Source organism: Campylobacter sp. BCW_6467 (assembly GCF_001762855.1).
In the GTDB taxonomy this organism is placed as follows: Bacteria; Campylobacterota; Campylobacteria; order Campylobacterales; family Campylobacteraceae; genus Campylobacter_D; species Campylobacter_D jejuni.
In genome coordinates, this window is record NZ_MJXP01000017.1 from 46,601 (window position 1) to 68,491 (window position 21,891).

Below are 21,891 nucleotides of genomic sequence, written 5' to 3' on the forward strand. Positions count from 1 at the left end.
AACTTGATTGACTTAGGCTAAAGTTTATGTTATAATTTAATCCTTTATATAATCAAGTAAAAATTTTTAAGGAAATATAACATGAATAGTTTATACGAAACTCTTGGAGTTAGCAAAAACGCTAGTGCAGATGAAATAAAAAAAGCTTACCGTCGCCTAGCTAGAAAATACCATCCTGATATCAACAAAGAAAAAGGTGCGGAAGAAAAATTTAAAGAAATTAATGCTGCTTATGAAATTTTAAGTGACGAAAAAAAACGAGCTCAGTATGACCAATACGGCGATTCTATGTTTGGTGGACAAAGTTTTCATGATTTTTCAAAAAATACTGGTGGGGTAAATTTAGACGATATTTTAAAAGATCTCTTTGGAGGAGGCTTTGGTGGACGCTCAAGAGGGGGTTTTAACGGCTTTTCTTCAAAAGGCTTTAGCAGTGGTTTTGGAGGATTTGGAGGTTTTGAAGAAGAAAATTTAGACAGCAATCTAGAGCTTCACATTCCTTTTGAAAAAGCTGTTAAAGGCGGGGAACATAGTTTTAATTTTCAAGGCGAAACCATTAAATTTAAAATTCCACACGGTATAAAAGAAGGCGAGAAACTAAGAATTCGCTCTAAAGGAAAACAAAGCAGAAATGGAGCTAGAGGCGATTTAATCATTATTGTAAAAATAGAAGAAAGTCCTATTTACACAAGAGAAGATGATGATTTATATCAAAAGGTTGATATTTCTTTAAAAACTGCACTTTTTGGTGGAAAAATAAATATAAAAACACTCAAAGAAGGCAAGGAAGAAGCGACAATTAACATAACACCTAATTCAAAAAATAACCAAAAAATTCGTTTAAAAGGTTATGGGGTGCAAAATAGAAAAAGTGATATTTATGGAGATATGTATTTGATTTTAAATGTTGTTTTGCCAAATTTAGATGCTCTTGATGAAAAATTTATAGAACTCTTAAAAGAAAAATTACCTTAAAGAAAGGAATAAAATATGGAACACCATTATGATGAACCTGTATATTTAATCAGTGTTGTGGCTAAAGTTTTAAGCATACATCCACAAACCTTAAGGCAATACGAAAGAGAAGGATTGATAGAGCCAAGTAGAACCGATGGCAAAATAAGACTTTATTCTCAAAGGGATATTGACCGTATTAAACTTATATTGCGTTTAACAAGAGACATGGGAATCAATCTTGCTGGAGTAGATGTTATCTTAAAATTAAAAAACCAACTTCACGAATTTGAAAATTTAATTGATGAACTACGCTTAGAATTAAGTAAACAACAAGATAAAGAAGCGGCTAGTAAAGCCGTTGTCAAGCATAAAAATAGCTTTGACTTGATTTTTTATGAGAAAAAATAAAAAATAATGGATAATTTTTTAGAAATTTTTTTAATTACCGTTGCTATAGCTATAATTTTAAATGTCATATTTAAAAAATTTGAAATTCCAACTATCATTGGATATATAGCTGCTGGAGAAATCATTTCTGAAATTTATCATTTAAGTGGCAAAGGCGAAATCACCCATATAGCCGAATTTGGTATAGTATTTTTAATGTTTACCATAGGGCTTGAATTTTCTTTTAAGCATTTAATGGCAATGAAACAAGAAGTTTTTTTAAACGGCTCTTTGCAGATGCTTACTTGTGGCTTTGTTTTTATGCTACTTGCTATAGGAATTTTAGGACTTGGAGATAAAAGCGCTACCATAGTAGGCTTTGCACTAGCACTTTCTTCAACCGCAGTAGTGCTTAAAATTTTAAATGATAATGGCGATATAAATGAGCAATATGGTAGAAAAGCATTGGGAATTTTGCTTTTTCAAGATATAGCCGTTATTCCTTTGCTTTTGCTTGTAGATATTTTTTCATCCAACAATCAAAACATAGAAAAACTCCTTTTTACCACTTTAATTTCAGCACTTATTTTAATCACTTTATTATTTTTCATAGGTAAATATCTAGTGGATAGAATTTTTAGACTCATTATCCACACTTCTTCTCAGGAAATTTTTATTAGTACTGTTTTATTTATGGTTATTGGAGCAAGTTTTTTAGCAAATTATTTTGGATTTTCTTATTCTTTGGGTGCTTTTATAGCAGGTGCTTTGATAGCAGAAACAAAATATAAACACAAAATAGAAGCGGACTTAATCCCATTTAGAGATTTGCTTTTAGGGCTTTTTTTCATAACTGTAGGCATGCAAATTCAACTTGATGTAGTGGCGCAAAATTGGTTTTTAATCATAGTTTTAACCCTTCTTGTAATGGCTTTAAAATTTGGCATAGTTTTTGGCTTTTTATTTCTTTACACCAAAAAAAGAGTAGCACTTAAAACAGCTTTTGCCATAGCGCAAATTGGCGAATTCGCCCTAGCAATTTTTTCTCTTTTACAAGCAAAAAATATGCTTGATATCAAAACTTCACAAATTTTAATTGTTGTTTCTATTTTAACCATGATTATCACGCCTTTTATTTTAAACAATATAAGAAAAATTACCAATGTTGTAGAAGATATAGCGCTTAATACCAACGCTGTGCAAAATATTGACAGCAATATCAAGCTTAAAAATCATCTTGTTGTTTTTGGCTACGGACGTTTAGGTCAAGAAGTTGTTCAAAAAATCAAAAACACAGGTGTGCCTTACCTAGTTTTAGAAAGTGATTTAAATTTAGTAGAACTTGGAGTTAGTCGAGGCGAAAATGTCGTTTTTGCTAATGCTGCTCAAGAAGAAACCTTAAAAATTGCCAATATAGAAGAATGTGCCGTAGCTATTATCACAGTTACAAATGAAGCTAAACTTGAAATTTTATGTCAAGTACTAGCTAATTATCCAAAACCTATAGATACTATCATTCATGTAAATGGAACTTTGAAAAAGATGCTTTTTTCAAGCATAGATGAAAATATACGCATCATTCGCTCTGAAAAAGTAATCGCTAGAAATTTAGTTCAAGAAGCGCTAGAATGTCGCATTCATAAAAATACCTAAGGAAGAATTTTGACAAAAAATAAAGAAAAAGCCTTACGTGTAAAATACCTAAGAAATCTTGAAAAATTTTTCAATGGCGCCATATCTGCGCTTAAAAAAGAAGATTTTGATAAAACTAAATTTGAAGAAAGAATGTTAAAAAATGCTAAATTTTTTGAAAAAAATCCCGCGGTAAATCTTAACTCAACCTATGCAAAAAATCTTGAATTTTTTGTCAATGCTTGTTTAGATTTTTCCAAAGAAAAAAGTGAACTTTTAAATCTTGCCAATGCTTTAGATAGGCAAAAAAAACAAGGTGAGAAAAAAGAAAAACATAAAAATTATTTAAAGGATTATGAATGATTAATATATTTTTTGATATGGATGGAACTTTAATCGATAGTGCAAATGCCATTTCTTATGCAGTTAATGAAATAAGGCAGGATTTAAACCTAGCCCCACTTTCAAGAGAAATCATTATGCAAACCATCAATACTCCCAATATTGACTGGGCAAAAGAACTTTATAATATAGAAAATTTCCATCATTCTAGTTTTAAAGAAGGCTATGAAAAATATTTTGTCAAACACTATGAACAAAGCGTGGTGCTTTTTGAAGGAGTGAAGGAACTTTTAGAATTTTTAAAAAGCAAAAATTGTTTTTTAGCTATTGCCACTAACGCCCCTCAAAGCTCACTTTCAAGCATACTTAAAAAACACGATATCATTCCTTATTTTGATAAAATTTTAGGCATAAGTTTTGGTATAGAACCCAAACCTCATCCTATGATGCTAGAGCTTTTAAAAAGCGAGGCTCCACATAAAACAAGCGTTTTTATAGGAGATAGTCAAAAAGATAAAGAATGTGCTAAAAATGCCAATTTGCCTTATTTTCATGCCAAATGGTATCAAAAAGATTTAAAAGAAAATGAATTTAGCAACGCTAGTGAACTTAAAGGCTTTTTGCAAAAGTATTTATAAGTTTTTTAATGAAATTTTAGTTAAAATTAGAAACAAATTTTAAAAAGAGTAAATTATGAGTGAATTATTAATAGAAATTGGCACAGAAGAATTACCTGCTATTCCTTTGTTAAAAGAATTAGCTAATATAGAAAAAAAATGGAAAAATGTTTTAGAAGAATATCGCTTGGTAAGTGATTTTAAATTTTATTATACTCCGCGTCGTTTAGTTTTTTTTCATGAAAATTTTGCAGACAAACAAGAAGATAGTTTTGCTGAATTTATAGGAGCACCTAAAAATGTTGCTTATAAAGATGGAGTTTTAACTCCTGCGGGACAAAGCTTCCTGCAAAAAGCAGGGATCAGTGAAAATGAACTCGCTTTTAAAGAAATCAAAGGTAAGGAAGTTTTATATCATCAAAAAGCTATCAAAGGTTTACAAAGTCAAGAAATTTTAGGAGAAATGGTAGAAAAATTTCTAAAAAGTCTTAGTTTTGGCAAAAGTATGCGTTGGGGTGCAAATTCTTTTGAATTCATTCGTGCGATCCGTTCTATAGCTTGCATTTTAAATGATGAACTTGTAAATTTTCAAAGTTATGGGGTAAAAAGTGCTAAAAAAACTTTCATTCACAGAAGTGTAAGTTATGATTTGCAAGATTTTAACAATGCAAAAGAATATTTTGAACTACTAGAAAAAAACTATATCATCCTTGATCCAATCAAAAGAAAAGAAAAAATACTTGAACAATTTAAACTCATAGAAAGTCAAAAAAATATACAAATTGGAGAAGATGAGGAGCTTTTAGCTGAAGTAGTTGCTATCACAGAATATCCTAATGCACTTTTAGGAAGCTTTGAAGAAGAATTTTTAGAAATTCCTAGCGAAGTAATCATCACTTCAATGAGAGAAAATCAACGTTATTTTGCAGTTTTTAACGATAAAGGCTTAAGTAATCATTTTATAGTAGTAAGCAATGCAGTATGTAAGGATTATTCAAAAATCATACATGGAAATGAAAGAGTTTTGCGTGCAAGACTTAGCGATGCAATGTTTTTTTATCAAAATGATTTACAAAATGGTTTACAACCTGAAAAACTTGCCAAAATGACCTATCTTGAAGGTTTAGGCACAATGCAAGATAAAAGTTTAAGAGAGATTAAAATTGCTGAAATTTTATGTCAAATGCTTCATAATGATAAAATCGAAAATATCAGCACAGCACTAAAATACGCCAAAGCAGACTTAGCCACACAAATGGTTTATGAATTTACTGATTTGCAAGGCATTATGGGAAGTTATTATGCGCAAAAAATGGGCTTAGATTATGAAATTTGCTTAGCCATCAAAGAACAATATCTTCCTAATTCTGAACAAGCTCCACTTCCAAGCACAGAATTTTCAAGCATAGTAGCCCTTGCAAACAAGCTTGATACCCTTATAGGACTTTTTAGTATAGGAAAAATTCCAAGCGGAACAAAGGATCCTTATGCCTTAAGAAGAGCAGCCAATGGGATCATTAAAATCGCTCTAAATTTAAATAAAGAATTTGATATCCAAATTTTATTAGAAAAACTTTCAAGTCATTATAAAAGCTTTGATATGCAAATTTTAAAAGATTTTATTTTTGAAAGACTTTATACTTTTTATACGGTCAATGCTTCTTTTGTAAAAGCGGTTTTAAGCTCACAAAATACAGATCTTATTCATATCAATCAAAGCGTAAATGCTCTTATAAAACTTAGCAAAAAAGATAATTTTAATGAAAATTTTGCAACCTTTAAAAGACTAGCCAATATCGCCACTAAAAATCCTCATAAAGTTGATGAAAGTCTTTTTACTCAAGAAGCAGAAAGCAAACTTTACAAAGCTTTTCAAGAAAAAACTAAAGCCAACTCTTTACAAGAAAAACTTGAAAATCTTTTTGCACTCAAGCCTTTTATTGATGAGTTTTTTAATCAAGTGATGATTAATGCTGAAGATGAAAAACTTAAAAATAATCGCCAAGCTTTGGTTTATGAAATTTATGCGGAGTTTTTAAAAATCGCCGATCTTAAAGAGTTAAGCCTATGAAAGCCTTATGGCTTTTTTTAAGCCTTACTCTTTGGCTTTTTGGAGTTCAAAATTTAGAACTCATCAAAGGTCAAGCTTTATTTTTGGAGCTAGATAAGAAAGATTTTTTATCTTTAAAAAATAATGATAAAAATATTCTCACCTTTGCACATCCTAAAAATCAAGAAAAAATTCTAGCTATTTTTTCCTTACCTTACAAAAATCCCCCGAAAAATACAAAACTTATCGCATTTTATAAAAATAAAAAAGAAGAAATTTTCATAAAAACTTTAGAAGGTAATTATAAAAGTGAAAAATTGCAAGTTGAAAACAAAAAGATTTTTCCGCCAAAAACCGTACAAGAACGCATCGCTAAAGAATTAAAAGAAGCCAATGCGATTTATAGCTCTTATACTCCAAAAGCTTTATTTAACGGTGCTTTTAATATACCTTTAAAATCTTTTATCACAAGTGATTTTGGCAAAGCAAGAACTTTTAATGAAAAAGTAGCAAGTTATCACAGTGGAACAGACTTTAGAGCTGCCACAGGAACACCTATTTATGCAGCCAATTCAGGCATAGTAAAAATTGCAAAAGATCGTTATTTTGCAGGAAATTCAGTAGTCATTGATCATGGTTTTGGAATTTATTCACAATACTATCATCTTTCTAAAATCGATGTTAAAGTAGGACAAAAGATAAAAAAAGGTGAGCTTATAGGACTTAGCGGGGCTACAGGTAGGGTAAGTGGACCGCATTTGCATTTTGGAATTTTAGCTGGAGGCAAACAAGTCGATCCTTTGGATTTTGTCTCCAAATTTAATGCTATTTTTCAATGAAATTTAGTGACTTTTTCCATGCTTGGCTCCATAAGAGCTATTATAAAAATGCTGTAAGTATAGGAAAAAACGGAGATTTTTTTACTGCTGTGAGCGTAGGAAATCTTTTTGGCACACTTTTAGCCAAGCATATTTTAAATTTAATAGATAAAAAAATTTTACAACCCCCTTTAGAACTTGTAGAAATAGGCGCTAATGAAGGCTATTTAAGTCGTGATTTTTTAGCCGCTTTGCTTGAATTAAGACCTGAAATTTTTTCTCAAATTTCTTTTTTCATCATAGAACCGCATGAAAAATTAAAAAATTTACAGAAAAAGACCTTAGAAGGAGTGGAATTTACTCACAAAAATAGCCTTAAAGAATGCCATTTTAAGAACGCTTTTTTCTTTTGCAATGAACTTTTTGATAGTTTTACTTGTGAACTTATAGATCATGATAAAATGGCATTTGTAGAAAATTTTAAACTTATTTTTAAAAATATGGATGAAAATTTAATCACAAAATGCAAAACTTTAAATCTTACAAAAGGCGAACTCAGCTTAGAACTTGAAAATTTTTTTAAAGATTTGGATCAAGCTTGCGAGAGGTTTATATTTGCGGGATTTGACTATGGAACTTTTAATGTGCAAAATTTTAGTTTAAGAATTTATCAAAAGCACGAAGTTTTTAACCCCTTTGAAGCACCTTTGAAAGATTTTTTTGGCAAAAGCGATCTAACCTATAATGTCAATTTTACTCATCTTCAAAAACTCATCAAAGCATATGATTTTAAACCTTTAGCTTTTAAAAAACAAAGTCTTGCTTTAATGGATTTTGGTTTTGAAGATTTATTAGAATACACAAAAAATAAAAACATTAAAACTTACGAAAGTTTTTTATCTCAAGCTAAAATTTTATTTTTTAATTTTGATGAAAAATTTCATTTTTTCGAATTTCAAAAAAACTAAAATTTTATATTTTTCATACTTGCTAAACAAACTCCCTCCCTTAAACCCTCATCAATGACTAGAAGTTTATGTTTATCAAACAAAGCATAAAACAGCAAACAACCTGCACTCAAATAATTTTTTCTCATCATGCCTACTTCTTTTATAGCCTTTTTTTCTTCCATATGAAAAAGTTTAATAGCATAATTTAAAAAATCCTTATGGCAAAGTTTTTTACCATTTACTCTAGTTGTTTCATACTTTTCATAGCTTATATTTTGTTTTAATGCGCTAAGCGTAGTAGGAACTCCGGAATTTAAAACCACCGCTTTAGCCCCTAAAGAACGAAGCTCCTTTTTAATCATAGCCACCTCATCAAAAGCCATAAAAGCTAAATGCTTTAAATAGGGATTTGCGATTAAAAAATGAATTTTAAGTTTTTTATCTTTAATATTGATGATAAATTTAGGATATTTTTTTATCAATTTTTTATAAGAAATACAAGATTTATAATAAGAATGGCAATTTTTTTCATAAAAACTAATAATACCAAAATCAAAACTTTTAAAACTTTTTCTAAAAGAAAGCTCACAAGAAGCCCCTCCTAAATCACAATACGCAAACTCTCCCCAAATTTTAAGCCTTCTTAAACCTGATTGCATACCTAAAACACTGATCTTAGCTTCACTTTTAGCATCTATAAGCTTAAAATCAATCCCAAATTCTTCTTTTAAATAGGCAAAAATTTCATTTGTATTGCTTGCTTTTCTAAAAGCTGCAGTCGCCACAGCTCTTGCTTTGCTTAAATCTTGCTCTTTAGCTAAAATACTCAAAGTATTTTTTAATCTTTGTATGGCTTCTTTAGAAATTTCTCCACTTTGATTTAGATTTTTCGCTGCCCCAATAACAAATTCATATTCTTTTAATTTATTTAATTTTTCATCCATTTGTACTGCTCTTAAAGTATTTGAACCAAGATCTATACCTAACATGACTTTCCTTATTTGATTTTATAGTATAATAGCAAAAAAAGTTCTAAAGGAAAAATATGCTTTTAGGTGTAAATATCGATCATATCGCAGTGTTAAGACAAGCTAGAATGGTAAATGATCCTGATCTTTTAGAGGCTGCTTTTATAGCAGCTAAACACGGAGATCAAATCACTTTGCATGTAAGAGAAGATCGCCGTCATGCTCAGGATTTTGACTTGGAAAATATTATAAAATTTTGCAAAAGCCCTATCAATTTAGAATGTGCTTTAAATGATGAAATTTTAAATTTAGCTCTTAAACTCAAACCCCACCGCGTTACCTTAGTGCCTGAAAAAAGAGAAGAGCTTACTACAGAAGGAGGGCTTTGTTTAAATCATGCTAAATTAAAACAAAGCATAGAAAAACTTCAAAGTGCAAACATTGAAGTTTCGCTTTTTATCAATCCTAGTTTAGAAGATATAGAAAAATCAAAAATTTTAAAAGCCCAATTCATAGAGCTTCATACAGGACATTATGCGAATTTACACAACGCACTTTTTAGCAATATCTCTCATACTGCTTTTGCCTTAAAAGAACTTGATCAAGATAAAAAAACCCTGCAAGCTCACTTTGAAAAAGAATTGCAAAATTTAACACTCTGTGCTAAAAAAGGCACAGAATTTGGTTTAAAAGTAGCCGCAGGACATGGTTTAAATTACAAAAATGTAAAACCTATAACAAAAATTAAAGAAATTTGTGAGCTAAATATAGGACAAAGCATTGTAGCAAGATCTGTATTTACAGGACTTCAAAACGCTATTTTAGAAATGAAAGAACTTATTAAAAGATGAAAAAACTAGCCATTAGCATAGGCGATATAAACGGCATAGGACTTGAAATTTTAGTGCGTTCTCATGAAGAACTAAGTAAAATCTGCACGCCTTTTTATTTTATCCACGAAAGCTTGCTTGATAAAGCTTTAAAACTTTTAAATTTAAAACCTTTTAATGTAAAAATCGTAGCTTTTAAAGATAAAAAAGACTATGAGTTTAAATTTCTTAAAAAGCAAAATTCTCTTGAAATTTACTCTTTTTGCCTTCCTTTAGGCTTTAAAGTAGATGAAAATTTTGAAATCAAAGCCGGAGAAATAGATGCAAAAAGTGGACTTTATGGTTTTTTAAGCTTTAAGGCGGCAAGTTATTTTGTCTATGAAAAACACGCCCATGCCTTGCTTACTCTACCTATACACAAAAAAGCTTGGGGAGACGCAGGACTTAAATACAAAGGACATACCGATGCTTTAAGGGATTTTTTTAAAAAAAATGCCATTATGATGCTAGGTTGTAAAGAGCTGTTTGTAGGACTTTTTAGCGAACATGTACCTTTAGCTAAGGTGAGTAAAAAAATCACTTTTAAAAATTTAAGCATCTTTTTAAAAGATTTTTACAAAGAAACGCATTTTAAAAAAATAGGGCTTTTAGGTTTTAATCCTCACGCTGGAGATTATGGAGTCATAGGCGGAGAAGAAGAAAAAATCATGGAAAAATCTATAACTTTTGTTAATGCCTTTTTACGCTCTAAAAAAGATGAAAAATTTTTCAAAAAAGCTTTAAAAGATGAAAATTTACAAAAAGAATTGCTTTTAAGTTTTAAAGACAAGGGTGTTTATCTACCCTATCCTTTAGTAGCTGATACGGCTTTTACTAAGGCTGGTTTAAAAAACTGCAATCGCTTGGTAGCTATGTATCACGATCTTGCCCTTGCTCCTTTAAAGGCCTTGTATTTTGATAAAAGCATCAATGTGAGTTTAAATTTACCTATCATACGCGTCAGCGTTGATCATGGTACGGCCTTTGATAAGGCCTATAAAAATGCTAAAATCAACACTAAAAGTTATTTTGAAGCGGCTAAATTCGCAATTAATTTAAATCCTAAGGCTTAATTTAGCCCTAGAATCAATCAAATCTTCTTTAGCTAAGCTGTCTATAAAATCTTGCAAATCTTTATTGGTATTTAAACTTTGAGCGAGTAAATTTTCATATTTATCAACTTTATTTTTAAAAATTTGCTTAAAAATTCTTTGATCTTTGTATCTTTATTTGCTCTTTGCATAAGCTTCTTGCATGCAATCACTTGCATTGAGTAAAGGTAAAATAGGATTTTCCCCTGCTTTTGTATTTTGCATATTTTTTATACAAATTTTTCTTTCTTTGACCATCTTTTTTGAAATGGCTTTAAAATATTTTTTCATCTTTTTATCTGCTTTTTTGAAATATTTTGATATAAACTGCTATAGAATTATCTGCTAAAGCAAGTTTGTTATTCTCAAATTCATTACATATACCAATTTCATATCATAAGCTCATCATCACTTTTGCCATCATCTTTGATTTTAGAGCAATCAAAACTAGGTTTTACTTCATCTTTATAAATAAGCTCATCAAAACTCAAAGCCCCTAAACTCATCAAACTTAAACCAAGCAATAAAATAATTTTTTTCATTATTTACATTTAAAAATTTTTATTTTATTATAATGCGTTTTTATTTTTATAAGGAAATTAAAATGCAAAATTACAAAAAAGCTCTTTTTGCACTAGCTCTTAGTGCTTTTTGTATGGGTGTAACCGAATTTGTTATGGCAGGAGTTTTGGTTGATGTTGAAGCGTATTTTAGCGTAGATGCAAAAACTGCGGGCTATCTTACAACCTTATATGCTATAGGTGTTGTTATAGGTGCTCCTCTTATTACTATACCTTTAAGTCGTTTTCACAGACATACACAACTTTTAATCAATCTTGGAATTTTTGCTTTAGCAAATTTCATTATCTTTTTTAGCCAAAATTTCTATCTTACAGCGTTTGCGCGTTTTGTAGCAGGAACACAACATGGAGTATTTTTTGTCATTGCTACCTTAGCTGTAAGTGCTATAACCCCAGATGATAAAAAATCAAGCGCTCTAGCTATAATGGTCACAGGACTTACTGTAGCCTTGGTTACTGGAGTGCCACTTGGAACTTTCATAGGGCATTATTTTGGCTTTAAATTTATCTTTTTACTTATTTTTATCATTACAAGCCTAGCATTTTTTGGAGTATGGCATATGATGCCCAAAAATTTACATCCTAGTCCAACAAGTCTTAAAAATCTAATCCCTGCTTTTTCGCATCAAAATTTGTTAAAAACTTATACTATAACCATTTGTAGCTGTGGGGCTCAATTTGTTCTTTATACTTATTTGCAAAAATTACTCGTAGAAATAAGCAGTTTTAAAGTCCAAGATACAGCTTATATCTTGCTCTTATATGGAATTTGTGCAATTTGCGGGAATTTATGGGGCGGAAAAATAGTAGATAAAAAAGGTGCTATTTTTTCCTTGCGTCTTATTTTAAGCATACAAGTTCTAGTATTTTTAAGCGTATTTCTCACCATGCATTCTAAAATTTTAATCATTTTTAGCGTAGCTTTGATAGGATTTTTTGCCTTTTCCACTATACCTGCGCTAAAAATGCTTAGCATTGCTAAAGCTAAACGCCATACTTATAAAGTCATAGACAGCACAGTAAGTGTAAATGAAGCAGCTTTTAATGTAGGTATAGCTTTAGCAAGTTTTTTAGGTGGGATTGTTTTAGCAGGATTGGGCATAGAATTTAATGCTTTATTTTCGGCACTTTTTGTAAGCCCTGCTTTGATTTTTGCCTTACTTTTTGCCAAAGATAAATTAAATTATAAAAAATTTCAAAGAAAAAGTTTAAAAAAGATATAAATTGGAATAGAAATTGCTTTTTTGTTTAATGTAAAGTTAAATAAAGGAGGAGAAAATGGTAGTAGATAATACTCAAAAAACATCAAATGCTATTTTTAGCACCACAACAAAGGTTAAAGAGAAAAATACTTCAGCAGATGAATTTCAAGCCACATTAAATGAAGTAAAAAACAAAGAAGAAAAGGAAGAAGAAAAAACAAGCTCAAGCAAATTTACTAATGAAGACATTGATCTTGGTGTTGTTAGAGAAGATTTTAGATCTTATGCTTGGCAAAAAATGAGAGAAGATCAATACAAAAAAAATGAGGAGACTTTGCTAAATAAGCTTTTTGCTACAATTGACGCAGGAAATGCCACAAACAATACAAAGGCTTAATATACAAATCAATCAAAACTCAAATTACATAAACGAGAATTCCAATAATTCTCGTAAATTTTCTAATAACTCCAGATAAGATGAAAAAATTTATTATTTCCTTTATATGAAGCAAATATAGAAAAATTGACCAATTTAATTTATCAATTTCTGTTATAATTTTGCCAAAAACAAAGGAAAATAATGATTTTTATTGATGCTTGCTTTAAAAAACCTACACCCTATACCCCTATTTGGATGATGCGTCAAGCAGGAAGATATTTGCCAGAATATATGGAAGTAAGAAAACAAGCGGGCGATTTTCTCTCTTTGTGTAAAGACTATAAAAAAGCTTCTGAAGTTTCTTTACAGCCTATTGATATTTTAGATGTAGATGCAGCAATCATTTTTTCAGATATCTTAGTTGTTCCTCTCGAAATGGGCATGAATTTACATTTTGAAAAAGGAGAAGGACCTGTTTTTGATAATCCTATTTCAACCCTAGAAGACTTAGAAAAACTTGACGATCAAAATGCGCATAAAAAATTAAATTATGTCTATGATGCCTTAAAGCTTACAAGAGAAAAATTATCCCAAAACAAGGCTTTAATAGGATTTTGCGGAAGCCCTTGGACTATAGCTACCTATATGATAGAAGGAAGTGGAAGTAAAAATTATGCAAAGTGTAAAAAAATGCTTTATCAAAACCCAGAACTTTTACATAAAATTCTAAACAAACTAACTCAAGTTTTAAAACTTTATTTAGAAGAGCAAATTAAAGCAGGTGCCAATGCTGTACAAATTTTTGATAGCTGGGCAAGTGCTTTAGAATACGATAAGTTTTTTGAATTCTCTTTTAATTATATGCTTGAAATTTCAAATTTTATTAAAAGCAAATACTCAAATATACCTGTAATTTTATTCCCTAAAGGCATTAGCGGTTATTTGGATAGAATCGATGGTAATTTTGATGTTTTTGGGGTTGATTGGAGCACCCCGCTTGATTTAGCACGTGATAAACTATCACACAAATACACTCTTCAAGGCAACATGGAGCCTTGTAGACTTTATGATAAAAATGCCATCAAAGAAGGAGTGGAAAAAATACTAAAAACCATGCAAAATAAAGCTCATATTTTCAACTTAGGACATGGGATCTTGCCTGATATTCCTGTTGAAAATGCAAAATATTTTATCAAGCTTGTACAAGAAAGTTCAGCTAAATGAAAATACTCTTTGGTCCTGTTAGCTCAAGGCGTTTTGGAAGATCTTTGGGTATAGATTTAAGCCCTAGCAAAAAACAATGCAATTTTGATTGTGTTTATTGTGAGCTTGATCCAAAAAAAGCCCAAGAAAAACAAGATGAAATTATCAGCATAGACAAAATTATCTCCGAAGTTAAAGCTATGCTTGAAAAAAATGTTGAATTTGATTTTCTTACCCTTACTGCCAACGGAGAGCCTAGTCTTTATCCTCATTTAAATGAGCTTATTTTGTCTTTACGCAGCATTGCTAAAGATAAAAAATTGCTTATTTTAAGCAATGGTACAGCTGTATTAGATGAAGACAAATTTAATGCTTTGCTAAAACTAAATGTAGTCAAATTTAGCCTAGATAGTGCAGTTGCTAAAACTTTTTATCGTATTGATAGAGCTTTAAAAAACATTGACTTAGAAAAAATGATAGAAAAAATGGCAGATTTTAGAGCTAGATTTAATGGAGATTTGATTATGGAAATTCTAGTTGTTAAAGATCTTAACGACAATGAAGAAGAATTTAAAGCACTCAATCAAGCTTTAAAAAAAATCATGCCTTTAAGAGTTGATCTAAGTACCATAGATAGACCTCCCGCTTATGCCGTTAAAAAAGTAAGCGAAGAAAAACTTTTAGAACTTTCTAAACTTATAGATTCTACTCCTGTACTCTTAGCCAAAAGACATTATGAAGGTGAAAAACTAAGCTTCAATGAAGAAGAATTATTAAAAATGCTTCATTTACGCTCACAAAGCGAAATAGACATTGAAGTAAAATTTGATGAACAATCCAAAACTCTCTTAAATCAACTTATCAAAGAAAAAAAGGTAAAAATTCTCGATTTAGCTGGAGTTAAATTTTATAAAGTTTAGGCCTTTGGTAAATACTTTCTAAGTAAAGTTATAAGATCATTTCTACTTACATCACTTAAAACTTCACTCACACAATCAAAATCCCTAACTTTTTCCTTTGAAAAAAAGATGATATGGCTTTGTGGATGCTTTTTTTTATAAGCACTTAGCAAATTTCTCATTTGCTCAAGATCAAATTTAATTAATTCATAATCAAGCAAAATCAAACGATAAGTCTCTTTACTTAATTCTTGTTTTAATTGACTAAAAGAATTTATACATACATTTTTATCGCATTGTTTTTCTATTATATTAAAAAATAAGGTTGCATCAAAATCATTTTGTTTAAAAAGCAATACATTATTTTGATAAGGGGTTTTAAATTTTAAAGTGCAAACCTTATCAAGCTTGTTTTGCAAAATATTTTCAAGATCTTTTTTTTCAAAAGGTGAAGTTAAAAAATACTCATAATGTGTATTTTTATGGCGACCCATCACTATAAAATCATAGTTTTTCTTTACATTTTCATTTAAAATTTTATCCTTGATAAAAATCAAGTGAAAGTCATTAACATCAAAACTTAAATTTTTAAAACAAGTACTTTCTATGCCAAAATACGAAAGTAAATTTGCAAGTAAAAAATTCTCAAGCTCATCATTATTAACTATAGCCACACTTGCCTCAAATTGCAAAACCTTTCCGTGAGATGTCCCTATAATGCTTTTATGATGCTCTAAAGCCTCATTTAATTCTAATCTAATTTGATCTTTTTGAGAATTTAAGGCATTTAAAATCAAAGAATTAATTTCTTTATTATACCCTTCATTTAAGCAACGCATTGCATTGGATATATTTCCAAGCTGATATAAATTTTCTTCTAATAAATGCAAATATCTGTCTTTTTCATGGGATATTTTAGTTAAATTTTGTCCCGTAGTTTCAAATTTTTCCTTTAACAAATCAAGCGCACTATCAACATCAATCTTTTTTTGAAAATTTAAAAAATCATTTTGCATACAAAAAATTTTTTGATATATTTTGTTTATATTTCTATTTTGTCTAAAAGCAAAAATAAAAAGTGTTAAAGATAAAACAAAAATGCTAGAAAACATACCTATTTTCAGTTGCTCAGTAACACTATCAAGCTTTAAGATATCAATACTTAAATACGCTAAAATTAGATTAAAAATAAAAATTATCCCCGCTAATATCAAATCAATTTTCCTTTATCTTTTGCGCCGCTTTCTTACCCACAAGCATTGCAAGATCTTTAAAATCAGCCTTATATATAGATTCAAAATTTCCATAATACGCTAAAAGTTTTTGTATAACCCCTGAACTAAGTCCTAAATTTGCAAGCTTAGAACTTTTCAAGTCCTGTTTTTTCTTAGTATTTTGATGAAAGCTGATAGCAAAACGGTGCGCTTCATCTCTTAATTTCTGTAAGAATTGTAGTTTTTTATCGTTAATACTTAAGCTAAATTCTCCTTTTAAGGAATGAATTTTATCCTTAGCACCTCCTTTAGCCCTATGTGCTTTTGCATCGATTTTTTCTTTTGAAATAGCTAAAATATCGACATTTGCCCCACTACTTACAATGATTTCTTTAGCCAAATCAAGCAAAGTCTTTCCTCCATCTATAAGCCATAAGTCAGGGGGTGGATTTTTATCAAAGTCCAAAGCCCTACGCATTAAAACTTCACGCATTTGATCATAATCATTTTTATGTTTTAAATGAAATTTGCGATATTTTGACTTATCCCAAGAATTTGCACTATAATTTACCATAGCTCCAACATTTGCCACGCCTTGCAAATGAGAATTATCAAAAATTTCTATATCATTTGGTAAATTTTCAAGCTCAAAATAAGACTTTAATTCTTTTTGTATAGTAAAACCATGATTTTTTTGCTCTTTTTCTATATTTAAAAATGCATTTTGAAAAGCCAAATCACAAATTCTTCTTTTTTCTCCTATTTTAGGGATTTTAATACTGATTTTTTTATCAAATCTTTGGCTTAAAATTTCTTCTAAAAGCACTCTATCTTCAAATTCTTCATAAACATAAATAACATTTGCAAGCAAAGGAATGTCCATACTAAAATTTTCTAAAATCAATTGCTTATAAATTTCATTTTTATCCCATTGTATATCATTTTTTATAGGAGTAATCTTAGAATTTGCACTGATAATTTTTCCATTTTGCACCACAAAACGTAAGGTTGAAAGCATGGAATTTTCAAAGGCTAAAGCAAATACTTCAAAATCTTCTAATTTTGCAATATCTATTTCAACTCTAACTTCCAAATCTTTAATCGTTGCAATCTGATCCCTTACTTTAGCTGCTTCTTCGTAATTTTCATTTTGCGCTAAAACAAGCATTTGTTTTTCTAAATTTTTTATTAAAATACTAGGATTTAAAAGTGCGTGCATAGCCTCATCTAAAATTTCAAGGTATTTTTCCCTGCTGATGCGTTTATCGCAAGGCGCGAGACAACGAGAAATTTGATAAAAAATACAAGGGGATTTACAACTTGCTTTTTGCTTTAAAGGATAGTATAAATAAAGCGCATCTAAAAGCTCTCTAGCGCCTTTAAAAAAAGGGCCAAAATATTTGATTTTGCTTTTTTTTACCAATTTTCTAGTAATCTCAAAGCGTGGAAATTCTTCTTCAAAATTCACATAAATATAAGGATAAGTTTTATCATCTCTTAATAAAATATTATATTTTGGATGCAGTTGTTTGATAAAAGAATTTTCTAAAATCAAAGCATCGGCTTCTGAATTAGTAGTGATAAATTCCAAATGCACTGTTTCTTCAATCATTTTTTGAATTCTTAAAGAATTTCTTGGATTTGCATGTAAATTTGGAGTAAAAGCAAAATAAGATTTGATACGATTTTTAAGATTTTTAGCCTTACCTACATATAAAAGTTTTCCTTCTTGATTGAAGTATTGATAAACTCCAGCACTATTGGGAAGAGTTTTTAGCTCATTTTCTAAATTCTCTTTAGTCAAGATTAGAACCTTTTTTTATAAGTTCTCTTAAATCTTCAAATTTCTTAAATAATTTTTCATCTTTAAAGCAATTTTTAAATTCACCCTTAGAAAGCTCCAAATAAGAATTTTTAGAGAGTTTTTCATCATTTTTGTTTTTATTTACTGCATAAGTGTATTTTTGAGAAAAGATTTTTATATCTTTTATATCAACAAATCCACTTAAAGGATATTTCTGTCCATATGCTTTTATGAGAAATTTAATATAAATTTTGCTATCATCATGATTTAATTCTTGATAAGCTGCTGGATGTAAGGTTATTATATTTAAAATATGATTTTTTACATAAATTTTAGCAATCAAACGTTGCTTGGCAAGCGGAAAAGAACTTAAAAAATCTTTGCAAAAAAATAAGGTTTTTAAAGGCTTATAATGAGGTTTATCCATCAATTCATTAATAACAGCACTAGCGTTTTTAGTCATCTTAATATTATTTCTTTTTCTCATAAGATGATTTTAGCATTTCTTTTCTTAATTTTCTTCTGTGCTTGCGGATATAAAGGCAACCCTCAATACACAAGCTATGAACAAAATGGTTCGGTAAAAACCATTAAAAAATACGAACAATTACATAGGTGGTAAATAATGAAAAAAGCAGATATTTTAGTTTTAGACTTTGGCTCTCAATACACTCAGCTTATAGCAAGACGCTTAAGGGAACAAGGAGTTTATGCAGAAATTTTACCTTTTAATGTAAGCTTAGCCGATATTAAAGCAAAAGAACCAAAAGGTATTATTTTAAGCGGAGGTCCAGCAAGCGTATATGCAACTGATGCGTATTTTTGCGATAAAGGCATATTTGATTTAGGTTTACCTATTCTTGGAATTTGTTATGGTATGCAGCTTATGGCGCATCATTACAAAGCTACAGTTGCACCTGCAGGACATAAAGAATACGGTAAAGCAAACATAGAAGTTAAAAAAGATAGCGCTTTATTTAAAAATCTTCCAAAAAAGCAAACTGTTTGGATGAGTCATTCTGATAAAGTAGAAAATTTACCTCAAGGTTTTGAAGTTTTAGCCACAAGTGAAAATAGCCCTTTTTGTGTTTTTGGAAATGAAGATAAGAAATTTTTTGCCTTACAATTTCACCCAGAAGTGCAACACAGTGAATTTGGCAAAAATATCTTAAAAAATTTTGCTAAATACGCTTGTAATTGTGAAAGTGTTTGGAATATGGGTTCTTTTGCAAAAACTCAAGCAGAAAAAATCCGTGAAGAAGTAGGCAGTGATAAAGTGCTTTGTGCTGTAAGTGGCGGAGTAGATAGTAGTGTAGTTGCTGCACTTTTAGCCAGTGCTATAAAAGAGCAAGTTATAGTAGTTTTTGTAGACAATGGACTTTTAAGGAGCGGAGAAAAAGAACAAGTTGAATTTATGTTTAAAAATACCTTAGGTATCGATCTTATCAGCATTGATGCAAGTGAAATTTTCTTAAGTCGCTTGGCTAATGTTAGAGATCCTGAGCAAAAAAGAAAAATCATAGGAAATACCTTTATAGAAGTTTTTGAAGAAGAAGCAAAAAAACATAAAGATGTAAAATATCTGGCTCAAGGCACACTTTATACTGATATCATAGAAAGTTCTGTTATAGGTGTAAGCAAAACCATTAAAAGCCATCATAATGTAGGGGGCTTACCTGAAAAAATGAATCTTAAACTCATAGAGCCTTTAAAAGAAATTTTTAAAGATGAAGTGCGTGCCTTAGGACTTGAGCTTGGACTTAGCAAAGAAGTAGTTTATCGTCATCCTTTCCCTGGGCCAGGTCTTGCTATACGCATTATGGGAGAAGTAAATCGCGCTAGCTTAGAACTATTGCGTAAGGCTGATGTAATTTTACTTGAAGAACTTAAAAGCACAGGTTGGTATGATAAAACTTGGCAAGCATTTTGTGTGCTTTTAAATGTTAAAAGTGTTGGGGTTATGGGGGATAACCGCACTTATGATAATGCAGTTTGCATACGCGTTGTAGATGCAAGTGATGGTATGACAGCTACTTTCTCGCATTTACCTTACGAAGTTTTAGAAAACATAAGTCGCCGTATCATCAATGAAGTAGAAGGTATAAACCGCGTTGTTTATGATATCTCAAGCAAACCACCTGCAACCATAGAATGGGAATGATCCATTTTTTCTAGCTCTTATTTTTATTATAAAATTTTTATAAAAATAAGGCTAGAATTTATTTAAGAAATTTCAAGGAAGAAATATGCATGGAAAAATAGCTATTTATATGGATTCTACAGGACGTGGAACCGTTACAAACTCAGCAAATACCTTTTTTGACTTCAATCGCCAAATTTGGAATGATAAAAAAAGTATGCCAAGTGTTGGTATGCTTGTGGAATTTAGAACTCTTTCTAGCGAAAAAAAAGCAGAAGACGGCAAGCCCGTTCAAACAAGCAAAACCATAACGGGTATAAAACCTTCAAAATTTCAAGAATTTAAAGAAGGGGATTTTATCACTGAGCATGATTTTTGGAAAACTGATAATGATGATGAATTAGAAGACTTGCAAAACTCAAGAAGAAGTGCTTATATAACAGAACTCTATAGAACAACAGACTTTGACAGTATAGAAAAAATTCCTCTTTCTTTTACTATACCTCAAGCTATACAAAAATATTTTGCCCATGAAATTTTATCCGTAGAAACACTTCAAGCCAATCTACAAGATGAAAAGGAAATTCCTTGCATACTTGATTATCTTATACTTAAAAGATTTTTATTTAAAGCTTATGATACCTTAGTTTTTATGGATAATAGCATAGACCAAACCCAATTTAGCGCGTTAAAAAGCATCATGATGCATTTAGAGAATTCATATAAGCAAATGATAGCTGATCAAAAACCAAATATCACTAAAATTTTTAACGAAACTTTTTTATCTTTGCAGTGTCATTACCAAGCTTTAGTAGCCACCATAGATACAAGAAAAAATCGTCTAGCCTCACTTGAAGCACAAATGAAAACTTTACAATCTGAAATAAATCTTAAAAGTAATGCGGCCAATGCAGACCCTGAAAAACTTAAAGCACGGCAAGAAAGATTGGCTAAGCTACAAAAAGAAGCAGAATACTACAGAACAACACTAAAAAGACTTGATGCTATAAGGGAAGATTTTTATAAGAAAAATTACAATATTTTCGAAAATGCTTTTAAGCTTTCACGAGAAAAGCTCTTTAAAAAAATTGTCACAGGTTTAAATCTATGTGCAACCATAATGGATGTTAAAATTTGGCACTTATCTTTAAAATCATCAGGGGTTAAAAATTCTTATTTTACTATGAGTAATATAGAAAATTCTTTCTGTTCTCTTTCTTTTGCAGAACATTACTTAAGTCGCTTAAATAAATCCGCTCTAAATCCTTTTGATCAAAAACTTTTAGTGTATATTCAAAAAATTACAAAAGAACAAAGAAAAAAATTTTTAGTTGTCACATCGGATTTAGATTTATTATGTAAATTAAAGATTGAAAACTTTTCACAAAATCCATATTATTTAGTAAAATACGCACCTAAAAAAGTGAATTATCAGTCTTTAATGCGTGATAACACCTTTGATATAGTCTATATTGATGAAAAACATGTTTGGGAAAATGTTGCCGATATTATTTTACAAGGAAAGCATTTTGACAAATCAGGAAAAACTAAATTTAAACTGATTTAAGACATAGAAATTTAAGCTAAATTAAGTTATAATTTCCTTGCCTAAACAGTTTGTGGTATTTAAAGTGATCCAACACATTTTTATTAACTGCGATTGTGTGATTTACCGTGTTCTGTGGCATCGTTTGAGCTTTGAAAAAAGCGAGAAGTTGCAGCCTTTAAAAATTACCTAGCGGTTTTCTTTGACTTTTTGGGGTCAATCTTTGTTAAACGGCTGTTTGG

Annotated in this window: 20 protein-coding genes and 1 pseudogene; 16 read left to right on the top strand and 5 right to left on the bottom strand. The window is 30.1% G+C overall.

Features of this window, described 5'->3' with window-relative positions:
- The first annotated feature begins 81 nt into the window (after positions 1 to 81).
- From AJ888_RS01690 to AJ888_RS01725, 8 genes are read left to right on the top strand one after another with little or no spacing between them, the layout of a single operon-like run.
- Positions 82 to 975: a DnaJ family protein gene (locus AJ888_RS01690; RefSeq protein ID WP_002861923.1), complete on the top strand. Its 894-nt coding sequence runs from the start codon at positions 82 to 84 to the stop codon at positions 973 to 975.
- A 15-nt stretch (positions 976 to 990) separates the two neighbouring features.
- On the top strand, positions 991 to 1,365 hold the full coding sequence (gene hspR, locus AJ888_RS01695) for a heat shock transcriptional regulator HspR (RefSeq protein ID WP_002861924.1): 375 nt from the start codon (positions 991 to 993) through the stop codon (positions 1,363 to 1,365).
- A 6-nt stretch (positions 1,366 to 1,371) separates the two neighbouring features.
- A complete protein-coding gene (locus tag AJ888_RS01700) occupies positions 1,372 to 2,997 on the top strand; it encodes a cation:proton antiporter (RefSeq protein WP_002861925.1) in 1,626 nt (541 codons plus the stop codon).
- Positions 2,998 to 3,006: 9 nt separating this feature from the next.
- Positions 3,007 to 3,339: a hypothetical protein gene (locus tag AJ888_RS01705; RefSeq protein WP_002861926.1), complete on the top strand. Its 333-nt coding sequence runs from the start codon at positions 3,007 to 3,009 to the stop codon at positions 3,337 to 3,339.
- Positions 3,336 to 3,956, top strand: coding sequence for an HAD family hydrolase (locus tag AJ888_RS01710; protein ID WP_052857466.1), 621 nt, complete (start codon positions 3,336 to 3,338; stop codon positions 3,954 to 3,956). The genes AJ888_RS01705 and AJ888_RS01710 overlap by 4 nt, the downstream gene beginning before the upstream one ends.
- A 55-nt stretch (positions 3,957 to 4,011) precedes the next feature.
- Positions 4,012 to 6,006, top strand: coding sequence for a glycine--tRNA ligase subunit beta (glyS, locus tag AJ888_RS01715; protein WP_070296103.1), 1,995 nt, complete (start codon positions 4,012 to 4,014; stop codon positions 6,004 to 6,006).
- Positions 6,003 to 6,824 carry a M23 family metallopeptidase gene (locus AJ888_RS01720; RefSeq protein ID WP_070233561.1) on the top strand — a complete coding sequence of 274 codons (822 nt, stop codon included), beginning with the start codon at positions 6,003 to 6,005 and terminating at the stop codon, positions 6,822 to 6,824. The genes glyS and AJ888_RS01720 overlap by 4 nt, the downstream gene beginning before the upstream one ends.
- A complete protein-coding gene (locus AJ888_RS01725; RefSeq protein WP_070296104.1) occupies positions 6,821 to 7,771 on the top strand; it encodes an SAM-dependent methyltransferase in 951 nt (316 codons plus the stop codon). The genes AJ888_RS01720 and AJ888_RS01725 overlap by 4 nt, the downstream gene beginning before the upstream one ends.
- Here AJ888_RS01725 and AJ888_RS01730 read toward each other — a convergent pair.
- Positions 7,768 to 8,742: an exopolyphosphatase gene (locus AJ888_RS01730; protein WP_002861931.1), complete on the bottom strand. Its 975-nt coding sequence runs from the start codon at positions 8,740 to 8,742 to the stop codon at positions 7,768 to 7,770. The genes AJ888_RS01725 and AJ888_RS01730 overlap by 4 nt on opposite strands.
- 56 nt (positions 8,743 to 8,798) lie before the next feature.
- Here AJ888_RS01730 and AJ888_RS01735 point away from each other — a divergent pair, with 56 nt between their 5' ends.
- On the top strand, positions 8,799 to 9,572 hold the full coding sequence (locus AJ888_RS01735) for a pyridoxine 5'-phosphate synthase (RefSeq protein ID WP_002861932.1): 774 nt from the start codon (positions 8,799 to 8,801) through the stop codon (positions 9,570 to 9,572).
- Positions 9,569 to 10,663 carry a 4-hydroxythreonine-4-phosphate dehydrogenase gene (pdxA, locus tag AJ888_RS01740; RefSeq protein ID WP_002861933.1) on the top strand — a complete coding sequence of 365 codons (1,095 nt, stop codon included), beginning with the start codon at positions 9,569 to 9,571 and terminating at the stop codon, positions 10,661 to 10,663. The genes AJ888_RS01735 and pdxA overlap by 4 nt, the downstream gene beginning before the upstream one ends.
- Here the strand turns inward: pdxA and AJ888_RS01745 are convergent.
- Positions 10,646 to 11,223, bottom strand: a pseudogene (locus AJ888_RS01745) (hypothetical protein). The gene pdxA and the pseudogene AJ888_RS01745 overlap by 18 nt on opposite strands.
- Before the next feature lie 62 nt (positions 11,224 to 11,285).
- Between AJ888_RS01745 and AJ888_RS01750 the strand changes: the two are divergent.
- The 4 genes from AJ888_RS01750 to AJ888_RS01765 all read left to right on the top strand — a co-directional run bounded on the left by AJ888_RS01750 (position 11,286) and on the right by AJ888_RS01765 (position 14,966).
- Positions 11,286 to 12,485: an MFS transporter gene (locus AJ888_RS01750; protein ID WP_002861936.1), complete on the top strand. Its 1,200-nt coding sequence runs from the start codon at positions 11,286 to 11,288 to the stop codon at positions 12,483 to 12,485.
- Between the two features lie 55 nt (positions 12,486 to 12,540).
- Complete coding sequence (gene ciaC, locus AJ888_RS01755; protein ID WP_002861937.1) at positions 12,541 to 12,861, top strand: invasion antigen CiaC; 321 nt, start codon at positions 12,541 to 12,543, stop codon at positions 12,859 to 12,861.
- 183 nt (positions 12,862 to 13,044) lie between these two features.
- Positions 13,045 to 14,067 (top strand): uroporphyrinogen decarboxylase, encoded by a 1,023-nt coding sequence (gene hemE, locus AJ888_RS01760; RefSeq protein WP_002861938.1) that lies wholly within the window; start codon positions 13,045 to 13,047, stop codon positions 14,065 to 14,067.
- Positions 14,064 to 14,966 (top strand): radical SAM protein, encoded by a 903-nt coding sequence (locus AJ888_RS01765; protein ID WP_002861939.1) that lies wholly within the window; start codon positions 14,064 to 14,066, stop codon positions 14,964 to 14,966. The genes hemE and AJ888_RS01765 overlap by 4 nt, the downstream gene beginning before the upstream one ends.
- Here the strand turns inward: AJ888_RS01765 and AJ888_RS01770 are convergent.
- From AJ888_RS01770 to AJ888_RS01780, 3 genes are read right to left on the bottom strand one after another with little or no spacing between them, the layout of a single operon-like run.
- Positions 14,963 to 16,159 (bottom strand): hypothetical protein, encoded by a 1,197-nt coding sequence (locus AJ888_RS01770; protein WP_002861940.1) that lies wholly within the window; start codon positions 16,157 to 16,159, stop codon positions 14,963 to 14,965. The two genes, AJ888_RS01765 and AJ888_RS01770, sit on opposite strands and share 4 nt — an antisense overlap.
- Position 16,160: 1 nt before the next feature.
- Entirely contained in the window at positions 16,161 to 17,963 is a 1,803-nt protein-coding gene (uvrC, locus tag AJ888_RS01775; RefSeq protein ID WP_002861941.1) for an excinuclease ABC subunit UvrC, read from the bottom strand.
- Positions 17,956 to 18,450, bottom strand: a complete 495-nt coding sequence (locus AJ888_RS01780; protein ID WP_004305626.1) for a hypothetical protein — start codon at positions 18,448 to 18,450, stop codon at positions 17,956 to 17,958. Before AJ888_RS01780 ends, uvrC begins: the two co-directional genes overlap by 8 nt.
- A 138-nt stretch (positions 18,451 to 18,588) precedes the next feature.
- Between AJ888_RS01780 and guaA the strand changes: the two genes are divergently transcribed.
- Complete coding sequence (gene guaA, locus AJ888_RS01785; protein ID WP_002861943.1) at positions 18,589 to 20,124, top strand: glutamine-hydrolyzing GMP synthase; 1,536 nt, start codon at positions 18,589 to 18,591, stop codon at positions 20,122 to 20,124.
- 85 nt (positions 20,125 to 20,209) lie between these two features.
- Positions 20,210 to 21,670, top strand: coding sequence for a hypothetical protein (locus AJ888_RS01790; RefSeq protein WP_002861944.1), 1,461 nt, complete (start codon positions 20,210 to 20,212; stop codon positions 21,668 to 21,670).
- Positions 21,671 to 21,891: the final 221 nt, after the last annotated feature.

What these genes read in the sequence shown, in the direction of transcription:
- AJ888_RS01690 (WP_002861923.1), top strand. Translation starts at nt 82, where the DNA reads ATGAATAGTTTATACGAAACTCTTGGAGTTAGCAAAAACGCTAGTGCA.
- hspR (WP_002861924.1), top strand. Translation starts at nt 991, where the DNA reads ATGGAACACCATTATGATGAACCTGTATATTTAATCAGTGTTGTGGCT.
- AJ888_RS01700 (WP_002861925.1), top strand. Translation starts at nt 1,372, where the DNA reads ATGGATAATTTTTTAGAAATTTTTTTAATTACCGTTGCTATAGCTATA.
- AJ888_RS01710 (WP_052857466.1), top strand. Translation starts at nt 3,336, where the DNA reads ATGATTAATATATTTTTTGATATGGATGGAACTTTAATCGATAGTGCA.
- glyS (WP_070296103.1), top strand. Translation starts at nt 4,012, where the DNA reads ATGAGTGAATTATTAATAGAAATTGGCACAGAAGAATTACCTGCTATT.
- AJ888_RS01720 (WP_070233561.1), top strand. Translation starts at nt 6,003, where the DNA reads ATGAAAGCCTTATGGCTTTTTTTAAGCCTTACTCTTTGGCTTTTTGGA.
- AJ888_RS01725 (WP_070296104.1), top strand. Translation starts at nt 6,821, where the DNA reads ATGAAATTTAGTGACTTTTTCCATGCTTGGCTCCATAAGAGCTATTAT.
- AJ888_RS01730 (WP_002861931.1), bottom strand. Translation starts at nt 8,742, where the DNA reads ATGTTAGGTATAGATCTTGGTTCAAATACTTTAAGAGCAGTACAAATG.
- AJ888_RS01735 (WP_002861932.1), top strand. Translation starts at nt 8,799, where the DNA reads ATGCTTTTAGGTGTAAATATCGATCATATCGCAGTGTTAAGACAAGCT.
- pdxA (WP_002861933.1), top strand. Translation starts at nt 9,569, where the DNA reads ATGAAAAAACTAGCCATTAGCATAGGCGATATAAACGGCATAGGACTT.
- AJ888_RS01750 (WP_002861936.1), top strand. Translation starts at nt 11,286, where the DNA reads ATGCAAAATTACAAAAAAGCTCTTTTTGCACTAGCTCTTAGTGCTTTT.
- ciaC (WP_002861937.1), top strand. Translation starts at nt 12,541, where the DNA reads ATGGTAGTAGATAATACTCAAAAAACATCAAATGCTATTTTTAGCACC.
- hemE (WP_002861938.1), top strand. Translation starts at nt 13,045, where the DNA reads ATGATTTTTATTGATGCTTGCTTTAAAAAACCTACACCCTATACCCCT.
- AJ888_RS01765 (WP_002861939.1), top strand. Translation starts at nt 14,064, where the DNA reads ATGAAAATACTCTTTGGTCCTGTTAGCTCAAGGCGTTTTGGAAGATCT.
- AJ888_RS01780 (WP_004305626.1), bottom strand. Translation starts at nt 18,450, where the DNA reads ATGAGAAAAAGAAATAATATTAAGATGACTAAAAACGCTAGTGCTGTT.
- guaA (WP_002861943.1), top strand. Translation starts at nt 18,589, where the DNA reads ATGAAAAAAGCAGATATTTTAGTTTTAGACTTTGGCTCTCAATACACT.
- AJ888_RS01790 (WP_002861944.1), top strand. Translation starts at nt 20,210, where the DNA reads ATGCATGGAAAAATAGCTATTTATATGGATTCTACAGGACGTGGAACC.